The organism is Thermostichus sp. MS-CIW-34, assembly GCF_054060435.1.
This window is the reverse complement of sequence record NZ_JBSSDE010000041.1, coordinates 15,547-27,174: the sequence shown is the minus strand read 5'-3', so window position 1 is coordinate 27,174 and position 11,628 is coordinate 15,547. Positions and strand designations below refer to the sequence as shown.

General features: G+C 59.9%; 13 protein-coding genes. 8 read left to right on the top strand and 5 right to left on the bottom strand.

Features of this window, described 5'->3' with window-relative positions; all coding sequences use genetic code 11:
* Positions 1-201: 201 nt before the first annotated feature.
* Together ACVWYY_RS12305 and ACVWYY_RS12300 are read left to right on the top strand one after the other, a co-directional pair.
* A complete protein-coding gene (locus ACVWYY_RS12305) occupies positions 202-1,185 on the top strand; it encodes a PhoH family protein (RefSeq protein WP_457384250.1) in 984 nt (327 codons plus the stop codon).
* Positions 1,182-1,907 carry an HAD-IA family hydrolase gene (locus tag ACVWYY_RS12300; RefSeq protein ID WP_457440709.1) on the top strand — a complete coding sequence of 242 codons (726 nt, stop codon included), beginning with the start codon at positions 1,182-1,184 and terminating at the stop codon, positions 1,905-1,907. Before ACVWYY_RS12305 ends, ACVWYY_RS12300 begins: the two co-directional genes overlap by 4 nt.
* Here ACVWYY_RS12300 and ACVWYY_RS12295 read toward each other — a convergent pair.
* From ACVWYY_RS12295 to ACVWYY_RS12285, 3 genes are read right to left on the bottom strand one after another with little or no spacing between them, the layout of a single operon-like run.
* Positions 1,885-2,700, bottom strand: coding sequence for an alpha/beta fold hydrolase (locus ACVWYY_RS12295; RefSeq protein WP_457440707.1), 816 nt, complete (start codon positions 2,698-2,700; stop codon positions 1,885-1,887). The genes ACVWYY_RS12300 and ACVWYY_RS12295 overlap by 23 nt on opposite strands.
* Positions 2,697-3,446, bottom strand: coding sequence for a lysophospholipid acyltransferase family protein (locus ACVWYY_RS12290; RefSeq protein WP_414413352.1), 750 nt, complete (start codon positions 3,444-3,446; stop codon positions 2,697-2,699). Before ACVWYY_RS12290 ends, ACVWYY_RS12295 begins: the two co-directional genes overlap by 4 nt.
* The gene (locus ACVWYY_RS12285; RefSeq protein WP_457403276.1) at positions 3,446-4,594 is read right to left on the bottom strand and encodes a cob(I)yrinic acid a,c-diamide adenosyltransferase; all 1,149 of its coding nucleotides are present in this window, start codon (positions 4,592-4,594) and stop codon (positions 3,446-3,448) included. The genes ACVWYY_RS12290 and ACVWYY_RS12285 overlap by 1 nt, the downstream gene beginning before the upstream one ends.
* 210 nt (positions 4,595-4,804) lie before the next feature.
* Here ACVWYY_RS12285 and ACVWYY_RS12280 point away from each other — a divergent pair, with 210 nt between their 5' ends.
* The 6 genes from ACVWYY_RS12280 to ACVWYY_RS12255 all read left to right on the top strand — a co-directional run bounded on the left by ACVWYY_RS12280 (position 4,805) and on the right by ACVWYY_RS12255 (position 10,344).
* Positions 4,805-5,707 (top strand): PLP-dependent cysteine synthase family protein, encoded by a 903-nt coding sequence (locus ACVWYY_RS12280; RefSeq protein WP_011433884.1) that lies wholly within the window; start codon positions 4,805-4,807, stop codon positions 5,705-5,707.
* A 168-nt stretch (positions 5,708-5,875) separates the two neighbouring features.
* On the top strand, positions 5,876-6,646 hold the full coding sequence (locus ACVWYY_RS12275; RefSeq protein WP_011433880.1) for a hypothetical protein: 771 nt from the start codon (positions 5,876-5,878) through the stop codon (positions 6,644-6,646).
* Between the two features lie 204 nt (positions 6,647-6,850).
* The gene (gene cax, locus ACVWYY_RS12270; RefSeq protein ID WP_457403275.1) at positions 6,851-7,969 is read left to right on the top strand and encodes a calcium/proton exchanger; all 1,119 of its coding nucleotides are present in this window, start codon (positions 6,851-6,853) and stop codon (positions 7,967-7,969) included.
* A 38-nt stretch (positions 7,970-8,007) separates the two neighbouring features.
* Positions 8,008-9,225, top strand: coding sequence for a hypothetical protein (locus ACVWYY_RS12265; RefSeq protein WP_457440705.1), 1,218 nt, complete (start codon positions 8,008-8,010; stop codon positions 9,223-9,225).
* 36 nt (positions 9,226-9,261) lie between these two features.
* Positions 9,262-9,615 carry a mechanosensitive ion channel family protein gene (locus tag ACVWYY_RS12260; protein WP_457440704.1) on the top strand — a complete coding sequence of 118 codons (354 nt, stop codon included), beginning with the start codon at positions 9,262-9,264 and terminating at the stop codon, positions 9,613-9,615.
* A 219-nt stretch (positions 9,616-9,834) separates the two neighbouring features.
* On the top strand, positions 9,835-10,344 hold the full coding sequence (locus ACVWYY_RS12255) for a mechanosensitive ion channel family protein (protein WP_457440702.1): 510 nt from the start codon (positions 9,835-9,837) through the stop codon (positions 10,342-10,344).
* A gap of 96 nt (positions 10,345-10,440) precedes the next feature.
* Here ACVWYY_RS12255 and ACVWYY_RS12250 read toward each other — a convergent pair whose 3' ends face one another.
* Positions 10,441-10,680, bottom strand: coding sequence for a DNA-directed RNA polymerase subunit omega (locus ACVWYY_RS12250; RefSeq protein ID WP_011433877.1), 240 nt, complete (start codon positions 10,678-10,680; stop codon positions 10,441-10,443).
* A gap of 242 nt (positions 10,681-10,922) precedes the next feature.
* The gene (locus ACVWYY_RS12245) at positions 10,923-11,561 is read right to left on the bottom strand and encodes a DUF2232 domain-containing protein (protein WP_457440700.1); all 639 of its coding nucleotides are present in this window, start codon (positions 11,559-11,561) and stop codon (positions 10,923-10,925) included.
* Positions 11,562-11,628 lie beyond the last annotated feature (67 nt).

The window sequence follows — 11,628 nt, the reverse complement described above, 5'->3', positions numbered from 1 at the left end:
CAGAAAGATCAACTGGTAGTAATCCGTACTGAACATATTATACATTATTTTCAGTATAGTTGAGCTTATTATTGACTAGAGTCATGCTCTTGCGCTTGACCCCTGGGCTCTGCAGCGGCTTTCCACAGCCCAGAGCGCCCTGACAAGCGTTTTTGGTAAGATCACCCCTACAGGTCTTCCAGGGTGCCCGGCGCCCACGGCATGCACGACAACCCTACTTCCCTCTCTTCTGATTTCGAAGTCATCTCTCTGTCCAATCCTCAACAGGCCATGTCTTTGGCGGGCACTCAGGAGGCCAACCTGAGGTGGATCAGTCGCTCCAGCGGTGCTTCTGTAACGCTGCGCGGACAAGACCTGTACCTGAAAGGCACTCCCCAACAGCGGCAGCAGGTGCGGCAATGGCTAGAATTGCTGAGGCCGCTTTGGCAAACTGGGCACCCCGTCACTGTGATCGATGCAGAGCAAGCTTTTCGCGCCCTCTCCGGACAAGAGGTTGCCGCCTACCAGCAAGCACAAGCAGGGATTTTGGCCCGCACCCGCAAAGGGGAGCTTATCCGACCGAAAACGCCCCGCCAACAGGAGTATGTGCGAGCCATTCGCACCCACGACCTCTGCTTTGGCATCGGGCCGGCGGGCACAGGAAAAACCTATCTGGCTGCCGTTGTGGCCATTACGGCCCTACAAAACCGGGAGTACGAGCGTTTGATCTTGACTCGCCCGGCTGTGGAGGCGGGAGAAAAACTGGGGTTTTTGCCGGGGGATCTGGTGGAAAAGGTGGATCCCTATCTGCGGCCCCTTTACGATGCCCTGTTCGAGTTTATCGACCCGGCCAAGCTGCCGCAGTTGATGGAGCAGGGGGTGATCGAAGTGGCGCCGCTGGCCTATATGCGAGGCCGTACTTTGAGCAATGCCTTCATCATTTTGGACGAAGCCCAGAACACCACCCCCGAGCAGATGAAGATGGCCCTCACGCGGCTGGGATTCCGGTCGCGCATGGTGGTTACCGGGGATCTCACCCAAACGGATCTGGGCAAACATCGCATGTCCGGCCTGGCAGCGGCAGAGCGTATTCTGACAGGGGTAGAGGGGGTTGCCTTTTGCTACTTCGACCAGCGGGATGTGGTGCGCCACCCTCTGGTGCAGCGGATTGTCGATGCCTACGCCCGCTACGAGGGGCAGTCGTGAAGCTGAGGGTGCTCTTTTTCGACGCTGTGGGCACTTTGTTTCGGGTGCGGGGCAGCGTGGGCCAGGTTTACAGCCAGGTGGCAGCGGAGTATGGGGTAAGGGTGGATCCCCAAGCCTTGGATCGCGCTTTTGGCCGAGTTTTTGCCCAGGCTCCAGCCCCGGCCTGCCCAGGGTTGACGGGATCCCCTTTGCGGGAGTGGGAGCGGACCTGGTGGCGCCAGGTGGTGCGGGAGACTTTTGCCCGGGTGGGATCCCTGGCTGCCTTCGGAGAGCACCGGTTTGAAGACTTTTTCGCCCAATTGTTTGAGCACTTTGCCGGGGCGGATCCCTGGGAGCTGTATCCCGAGACGCTGCCGGCTTTGCGGGCCCTGCAGCAGGAAGGGATCCGGTTGGGGGTGATCTCCAACTTCGACAGCCGCTTGCCCAGGGTGCTGCAGCAGTTGCAGTTGGATCCCTACTTTTCCACCCTCACCCTCTCCACCCAAGTGGGCTATGCCAAGCCCCATCCCCTGATCTTCCGGGCTGCCCTGGCAGCCCACGGGATCCCCCCCGCAGCCGCCGGCCACATTGGCGACAGCCACCGCGAAGACTACCAGGGGGCAAAAGCAGCAGGCTTGAGGGCCCTTTGGCTGGATCGAGAGGGGAAGGAGAGCTCCGGCCCAGAGCGGATAGAAGATCTGTGGGGATCCCTGTCCATGCTCAATGGGCCGAAGCAGAATTGAGCAGCAGAGGGGTGAAAAGGCCATCCGGCTTGAGCAGGTAACGCCGCAGGTTCATCTGCCGCTCCAGCAGGCAAGCGTGGCCGCTCTGGGGCGAGATTTCTACCTGCGCCTGGGGCAGCCGTTCCGCCAGCCAGCCCACCTCCTGCACCGAGGGCAACAGGCGATCCCGCCCCCCCGCCACCAGCAAAGTTGGCAGGGTCATCGACTCCAGGGGCAGCTTCTCCACAACAAAGGATCCCAGCAAAGCCAAGCGCCGAGCAGCCACTGTGGGCTCAACACTGTGAACCGCCTGGCGCAGCCGCTCCTGATCGAGCGGCTCCATTTGGCTGAGCTCCGCCAAAACCCCCAACCCCCGCTCCGACAGCTGCTGATAGAGCCCCGGTGGCAAAAAAGGCAGGAGAACATGCCCTGCCCACCACCAGGGCCTGCGTCGCAGCGACGAGGCTGGATTGACCAAAATGAGGCCGCGGCACCGTTCCGGCCATTGGGCGGCCACCAACAAGGCCAGGCAGGCCCCAAAGGATTCTCCACACAAGTACGCCCCCGCTTCTAGCTGGGATCCCACCCAATCGGCCAGGGTTTCCCAGCTATCCCCCGCTTCCGGGTGGTTCAAACTCAGGGGGCGAATGCGAAACTCCCGCTGCAGAGCCTGCGCCTGCCGGTAAAACAACGTACCTGTGCCATCCATACCGGGCAAATACAGCAGCAGGGGCCGCTCCTGACCGACCGCTCCCGTTGCCGGGCTGACCAAGCTAGAGGCAGATGCTACCGGCTCGCCACTCAACTTTCTCATCTCTCTGCCAATCCCAATCGCACCTGTTCTCGGGCCGCTGCAGTTAGCTCTTGAATGACCTGCATTCGCTCGCGTCGGGATCCCTGGCGCTGCTTCCTGCCCACCCAAAGGGGGGATCCCACCCTGAGCACCACCCGCCGATACAACACCACCGGATGTCCCCCTTCCTGTTGAAATCGGGGTTCAGTGGGGTCAAACCAGCGGAAAAAAGCCATAGGAATATCTACTCCCCGCCATTCTTCCTGCGCCCACACCGCCACCGGCAGAATCGGCAAGGGATCCACCGCTGCCGCCAGCGCCAGGTGGGCAAAACCCGGCTGAAACCGCCCCACCTCCCCAGGCGAGGTCTCACGGGTGATCTGCTCCGCCCCTTCTGGGAAGATCCCCACACCCACCCCCGCTGCCAAACTGGCCTGCGCCTGGCGAAAAAAATGGATTTGCTGTCGGGATCCCTGCTTGAGGGGAATGCAGTCCAAAGCCAGGGCGATTTCCCGCAGCAGCGGCACCTGAGCCAGGTAGTAATGGCAGGCAAAGCGAATCGGTCGGTCCAACCCCGCGATCAGCACCGGCGCATCCAGAAAACTGCGGTGATTGCTCACCACCACCAGCGGGCCGGCGGGAACGTGCTCCTTGCCCTCCACCCACACTTCCGTCTGGAAAAGGGTGAGCAACAACTGGGCCAGAGTCCTGGGGTCTGGAGGCCAAGAGAGAGCAGAATTGGCTGAGAACGCTGCGAAGGATCCCATCAATAGTCCACCCCGCGCCGCAGATCGGCCCCCTGCTCGGCATAGTGCTTGTGGCTCACCATTTCCGAGTGGACAGAGGCCAGCTCAAAGTAAGGTAAGGGGGCATGGCACCGCCCCGTGATGATGATCTCCGTGTCCCGCGGCTTGCGCAGCAAAGCCTGGACAATCGGCTCCACGTCCAGCAGCTCCAGATCCACCGTCGGGTTCAGCTCATCCAGGATGATGGTTTTGTACAGGCCAGAAGCGATGGCCGCCCGCGCCAACTCCCAGCCCCGCTCCGCTTCTACATAGTCGATTTCCTGTTGTTTGCCCCGCCAGACAATGGCATCCCGACCGCAGCGCTGGTGATCCACCAAATCGGGGTAGCTTTCCCGCAGGGCCCGAATGGCTGCATCCTCGGTGTAGCCCGTTCCCCCCTTCAGCCATTGCATGATCAGTACACGATGGGAGAGATCCTTACTGATGCCGCGTCCAATCGCCTGCAGAGCCCGCCCCAGAGCGCTGGTGGATTTTCCCTTGCCGTTGCCGGTGTAGATCTCGATGCCGCTGGAAGGAAGCTCGCCGTTGCGGGGATCCGTCGCCCGCCGGACACTGCGCATTTCCGAGTGCAAATCCGCCAGGTCGATAATTTCCTTGGGAGCGCCGCGCCCGGTGATGATCACCTCCATGGCCTCCGGCTTTTGCTTGAGGGTACTGACCACCTCCTCCACAGGCAACAGGCCCAGATCCAGCACCGGGTTGAGCTCATCCAGCACCACCACCGAGTAAAACCCCGACGCCAAAGCCCCTTTGGCCACATCCCAACCGCGGCGGGCCTCCTGACGGTCAAACTTGGTGATCTCATCTGGGCCGAAAAACTCTCCCCGCCCGGTGCGCAATTGATCGATGAGATGGGGGAAGCCTCGCTGCAGAGCCGCAATGGCCGCATCCTCAGCATAGGTTCGGCCTGGCCCCTTGAGAAACCGCACCAGCAACACCCGGCTGGGGGCCGCCTTTTCGATCCCCAAGCCAATGGAACGCAGCACAACCCCTAGGGCCGCCTGGGACTTGCCTTTGCCCTCGCCGTCGTAGACATGGATCTGGCCCCGTCGCCGATCAAACTGCTGGGCAGTCACAATCCCAATTTCTGCCATGCCCCTCCGCGTCATCCTGCTGTGGGAAAATCCCACTTTTCTACCCCCATCTTAGAGCCTACTTGGAGCCTAGCCAGAACTTGGGCAGGAGGGGGAAACTAAAAAGCTCCCAAGAGGCCGGAAAGACCGGGGTAAGATGAGCAATGGTTGTCCAGCCGATGCCTGTCTAGCGAGGGATCCCCCTTGTATCCGACTGCATTTTCTTCTCGCCCGTTACTCCCTGCTGTGGATAGCCCTATTGAGCTGGTGGGGGGGACGCCGCTGATCCGTCTGCGGCGGGTTGCTGCCGATTTGCCGGAATCGGTACGGGTATATGGCAAGGCAGAGTGGTACAACCCTGGGGGTTCAGTCAAGGATCGCCCGGCCCTCAACATGATTCGCGCTGGCGAACGCCAGGGCAAGCTTACCCCCGGCAAGATCATCCTCGATGCCACCAGCGGTAACACCGGCATCGCCTATGCCTGGATCGGGGCCGCCTTGGGCTACAAGGTCAAGCTGGCTCTTCCCGCCAACGCCAGCCCGGAGCGCAAGAAGATCCTGGCTGCCTATGGCGTGGACTTGGTTCTGACGGATCCCGCTCTGGGATCCGATGGGGCCATCGAGAAAGCCCGCGCCCTCTATGCGGAAAACCCCGAGCTTTATTTCTACCCTGACCAGTACAGCAACCCCGCCAACTGGCAAGCCCACTACGAAACCACTGGGGTGGAGATTTGGGAGCAAACCCAGGGGCAGGTCACCCATTTTGTTACCGGGCTAGGCACCAGCGGCACCTGTATGGGGGTGGGGCGGCGCCTGCGAGAGTATCGCCCGGATATCCAAATCATTGCCATGCAGCCCGACTCTCCCTTCCATGGCCTGGAAGGGCTCAAGCACATGGCCACAGCTCTAAAACCCGAGATTTACGATCCCACCCTGCCTGACCAGCACATTGAGATCTCCACAGAAGCAGCCCAGAAAATGGTCAAGCGCTTGGCGTTGGAAGAAGGCCTGCTGGTGGGCATCTCTGCCGGCGCCAATGTGGTGGCAGCCCTAGAGGTGGCCCGTCAGCTCTCCTCTGGAGTGGTGGTGACCATCTTTTGCGACGGGGCTGACAAATATCTTTCCGAGCGTTTCTGGACAGAGGAGTGACATCCTCCCGGCGCTCGTCCTGTGGACAGGGCGCGGGCCACTCTTCCTGTCAGCGGGACGGAGTCCTTGAAGCCTGCACTCTCTCGCTTTGGCGGCGCGGAGCGCTTTGCGTCAGCATGAGTGTGGGAGTATGTCACGTACCTTTAAGGCTGAGCGCAGAGGGATCCCATGGCGATCATCGTCCTGAAAGCCTGGTATTTGGATTCGGTGTTGTCTGCTTCTCAAGTCCAACAGAGGGCCCCTGACCTGCGCCTAAGCCGTACCGGCCTCTTGAAAACGGCGATGCGGGCCGACTTTCTCGACGATGTGGAGCAGGTGAAGGCTTCCCTGTGGTGGCAGCGCTACCTGGAAGGAGAGCTGGTGGAGTTTTACATCGAAGGCAGCGGCGCCTACAGCATCTCCAACCTCGATTTGATCAGCCGTGAGATCTACTTTAATAAGCGGGCCACCCTGAACATGACCGAGCCGGTCATCTACTTCTGCGGCCAATCGGATTACCCCGACTCCAGCGCCACTCTGCACCGGGCATTGCAAGCCGTGGTAGAGACCCTCAATCGCAACCACGGGCCGGTTGTGCCCCTACAGCTTCAGGGATCCCTTCCCGCTGAGGCTGAGACCCCGCTCATCGATGCGGCCTTGATTCGCAAGCTCAAGCACGCGCTGCTGGTGGTGGCCGATGTAACCCCTGTGCAGGTGAATGGCCGGGGGCGTCCCCTACCCAGCCCTCAGGTCTGTCTGGAGTTGGGCTATGCCCTGCAATCGAAGCGCCCCGAACAATTGCTGCTGGTACAACTCCCCCGCGACGGCATCGAGGGATCCTTTCCCTTTGAGGTAGAGGGCAGCAGTTTTTTGAAAATCGCCGATCCCCAGCATCTGTCCGATCAATTGGGAGCCGAGATCGCCCGGCAGTTGCAGCGCAACCGGGTTATCTCCCTCTAGCCAGCAGCACCTATCCAACCTCCCCTCGCAGCCGTTAGACTCTTGGAGATGGTCACTCCTGGCCATGGGGGATCTGGCTCCCCGAAACCCAAACAGCCTCGCTACCTTATTTTCCCCTTGTGAACCATGACCCTGGCTAATGCAAATCCTTTGATTTCCCCGGATCGCTCTGCATCAGGTTGGCAGAGAGGTCTGAACAGCATAATGTTCCTGCTGCTGTTGGGGGTTCCCCTATCTTGGGTGGGGCACTTCCGGGGCTGGGATCCCAACCTGGTCTTCCTCTGTGCGGCTTTGGCGGTGGTGGCCTTGGCAAAGTTTATGGGTCAGGCCACGGAAGAGATTGCAGCCTTGACAGGGCCGACAGTCGGGGGGCTGATCAACGCCACCTTTGGCAATGCGGCGGAGTTGATCATCGGCTTGGTGGCACTGCGGGCGGGGCTGGTGGATGTGGTAAAAGCCTCCATCACCGGCGCGATCATCAGTAACCTGCTCCTGGTGGCCGGCTTGGCCATGTTTTTGGGCGGGATCAAGTTTCGGGAGCAGAGCTTTCGACCCGAGGTGGCCCGCATGAATGCCTCGGTGATGAACCTGGCGGTGGTGGCCTTGATCTTGCCCAGCGTGGTCACCTACACCGATGCCAACTTGGGGGAGATCTCCATCCAAGAGCTATCCACGGCGGTAGCCCTGGTGCTGATTGGGGTTTACGGTCTCACTTTGCTGTTTTCCCTCAAAACCCACAGTTACCTCTACGCCCTTCACGAAGCAGAAGCCGCAGAAGATGAGGCGGCCAATCGCCTGGCCCCCAATCCGGTTTTGCAGGCGGAAGGATCCATTCCCCAGGTGTTGACGGCTCCGCCCGAGGGAGCCGGTTTGGGGTTTTGGGTGCTGGCCCTCTTGGGGTTGACGGTGTTGGTGGCGCTGGAGTCGGAACTGTTGGTGAGCACCCTAGAGGACACGCTGGAACACTTTCACATGACGCCGCTGTTTATGGGGGTGATTTTGTTGCCGATCATCGGCAACGCGGCAGAGCATGCGACGGCGATCACGGTGGCCATGAAAGACAAGATGGATCTCTCCTTCTCGGTGGCGCTGGGCTCGACGATGCAAATTGCCCTGTTTGTGGCACCTCTGCTGGTGCTGGCCGGGGATGTGCTGCATCAGCCCATGAACTTCAACTTCGGCATGGTGGAGTTGGTGGCCATTGCAGTCTCGGTGCTGCTGATCAATTCCGTCAGCAGCGATGGGCGCTCCAACTGGCTGGAAGGGCTACTGCTCTTGGCCACCTATGCCATCCTCGGGATTGCTTTCTTCTTTCTGGAGTGAGGCGTTAAAGTGTTCTGCACCGCTGACGCAAACGGCTCATGCTGCACAAACTGCGATCGGTAGACAAGCCGAAGCCGGGGAAAACGGGATCCCTGTTGTGGCCTCTCCTTTTCGGTGCATCTTTTGCCCTATCCCCCATAGGCGGGCCCGCATGGGGGCAGGAAGCTGCCGAAAACAACGGCACCACCTCCAACCTGCCTTTGCTCAACCGTTTGGATGCCCTAGAAGAGCTGCGGCAAGCGCTTAGCCTCCCCACCTCCTCTGTCCAGGCGGAGGCCGTGACGCTGGATGGGCGGCATTTGTTTGTGGTTACTGCTCCCCAGGGGGATCCCGGCAGCCTGCCTCCGGTGTTGCAGCGGGTGCGCTCCATTGAACAAACCCTGCACCAGTTGGCCAGCGCCGGATTCGATCCAGAGGCGCTGCAGGTTGAAGTCACCCTGGACGGCCAGACCAACCAGCCTGTTATCCGGGTGAATGGGCGACATTTGCTAACCATCACCTCCCTCGATGCTCAATTCCAGGGCGCCCAACCCATGGACTGGGCTGAGCAAGTAGCCGGCATTGTCGAGGAAGCGCTGCGCACCTCGCAACGGGAACGGCAGCCTCAATTTTTGCGCCGCCAAGCGGTGATTGCCCTCGGCATCTTGGCTGTGGTAGGGAGCCTGAGCCAGCTCTGCCAGCGAAAACGGCGACGGCTGCAGCAAAAACGCGATGCCCTGCAGACGGAATACCAGGCCATCCAAGCAGAGATTCAGGAGCGCCTAGCGGGGGAAGAGCAGCCGGGCGTGGATCCCGTCTTGGTCGAACAACAGGCCGGACGCAAACGGCAGGAATCCTACTTGGAGCTGCAAATTCGCCTGCTGCGCCTGGTGCAAATTAGCCTGTGGGTGGGCGGAGTCGGGGTGAGCTTGGGCCTTTTCCCACAAACGCGACCCCTGCAAACGTTTTTCCTGGTTTCGCTGCGCGGCCCTCTGTTGCGGTTGACAGGGGTGGGCCTGGCCACCTATGGCAGTGTTTGGCTGAGTGGACTGGTACTGGATAACCTCTTTGCTGCCCTGCGCCAAGAGCAAAATGCCCCCACCTATCGCCTCAGCAAACGCCTCAGCACCTTTGCCAGCGTCTGTGACATACTCCCATCACTAACCCTACAGGTACAGCGTGGGCTTCGCGCTTCAAAGTGCTATGCACCGCTGACGCGAACGGGGAGCTACTGCAAGAACCCTCCACGCGCAGACACGGGATGTCCCACCGCGTAGCTGTACCAGATTCCGGCAACGCCGTTTTGTACAGCCATGTTGATTATGGCACAGGATATATACGCCTTTCATCCCGACCCTCCTGCTGTTGCAGAGAGTGCGGGGCTTCCCGGCGGTTTAGCTAAAGGAGCTGCAGCCACTACCCTGGTTTTGCTTGGATCCCTGGCTGGCCTGGCCTCGGTGGGGGTCAATATTGGCCCCTTAGTGGCCAGCCTGGGCTTTATTGGGCTGGGGATTTCCTTGGCTGCTCAGGATCTGATTAAGGACGTGATCAATGGGCTGTTGATTTTGATCGAAGATCAATTTGCCGAAGGGGATGTGATCGTGGTGGACGGGCGGGGCGGCCTCGTGGAACACATGGATCTGCGGGTGACATACTCCCATCACTGACCCTACAGGTACAGCATGGGCTTCTCGCTTCATCGGGGAGCTACTGCAAGAACCCTCTGCGAGCAGACACGGGATGTCCCACCGCGTAGCTGTACCAGATTCCGGCAAAGCCGTTTTGTATAACCATATTGATTATAGCACAGGATACATCCACCTTTCATCCCGACCCTCCTGCTGTTGCAGAGAGTGCGGGGCTTCCCGGCGGTTTAGCTAACCCAGTTGCGCAACACCGAAGGCAGCTTGATCTCCATTCCCAACAGTGCCATCCGGGTGGTGGAGAACCTCTCCAACGGCTGGTCACGGGTGGATCTGGGGATTGTGATCGCCTATGAAAACGATCTGGAACAGGCAATACGCATCACCGAGCAGGTGGCTCTGCAGATGTACCGGGAGCCAGCTTGGCGGGAAAAAATCCTCGAGCCCCCCGAAATGCACGGTGTCGATGATCTGGGGGAGCGGGGGATCACGTTGCGCATTTGGATCAAGGTGCAGCCCCTGCAGCAGTGGAGGGTGGCGCGGGAATACCGCCGTCGCCTCAAGCACGCCTTCGATCAAGCAGGGATCCAGATTCCTTTCCCGCAGCAGACCCTCTGGTTCCACAGCCCCTTGGAGATGCGCATCCAGGGTCTCAGCCCAGAGGAGACCCACCGCTTGCTGCACCTGATGGAATCGCGGCTCGAGGCTCGCCTGCGGGAAAGGGATCCCGTTGCAAACGACTTGACAAATTGACAAAATAGGCGGCTGCCGAAAGCTTCTACCCTTAGCCGCTCAGCCGGCTAGCAGTTTCAACAGGGCGGTCGCGCCAGCAGGCCGCAAGTCTAGTGACTACTCATCGCCGATGATTTCCGGCTCAGTCAGTTCATCCGACATTTCGATGACAGCGCGGCGGATTGGCTTCATCCAGCCATCTTCTATATCATCCGGATCCTCGTAGCGGCGGCGCTTGGCGCGGTTGGCCACCTGTACCGTGATGCGATAGCGATTTTTGGAAGCGTTGATCAGAGCCTCTACCCGACGCATCAGCTCGTCATTGTCAATAGCCAGTTGATTCTTGCGGGAAGCCATAATCGCAGTCTTAAATCTTGATATCTTGTTGCCACCAGGATCCCAACGAGACTCCGTCCCGCTAACGCGAAAGGACTCCGTCCCGCTACCGCGATCCTAGCAGAGAACCTTCCAGTTCTTGCATTCCTGTAGCGTTGCATGGCAATAGGGTGGGACTTTTGCCAAGAACTCATTTGTCAAGATTTGTCAAGAACTCATTTGTAGAGCAGCTTGCTCTGCTCTTGTACAACTCACAGGGGCTGCTAATCCAGCAGAAATTGCACCCACTTCGGCGGGGGTGGCAGCGGGCAACGAAAGTGCTCCATCACCAGGGCGGCCACCAAATGCACTGTGAATACGTAGATGAGGGAATTGAAGGCAATAAATCCCACCACCACCACCTGAACCATCCAGGGTTCTGCCACCCAGTAGACGCCCCATCGGCTGAGGGACACATCCAGGAGCCAGTTGGTTAGGCCGGTAAGTTGAATGGTTACGTAGATCCAGAGGTTTTCCCCCACCAGTAGGGAGGAAAGCACCAACTGAAAGATCAAGCCCAGGGCGCTGAGCACAGCCCCGCTCACCACCGAGACGTACCAGGAAAGACGCTGCTGCCACAGGCGGGCACACCAATAGCCCAGCAGACCATAGGGAATGACATAGAGAATGCTGCGCGTGGGCCCTATCAGCACCGTCAGCAACAGGCCGGAGACTGCCAGGGCCATTGCCCCTGTGCGGGGATCCCAGCGCATCACCGCCAGCGCCACCGGAATGGGGAAAAACAGACGTATAAAGGGGGCCAGCGGCGTGTAGCTCAGGATCCAGATCAAGGCCGCGGTACTGGCCAAAAAAGCCGTTTCCACCACCCTCAAGGCCGGAGAACGGGAAGGGGGGGGAGGCAAGGGAGGAAAGTCATCCTGCACAGAAGGCTGAGGCGGCGGGGGCACATCCAGAAAAGCACAACTTTTC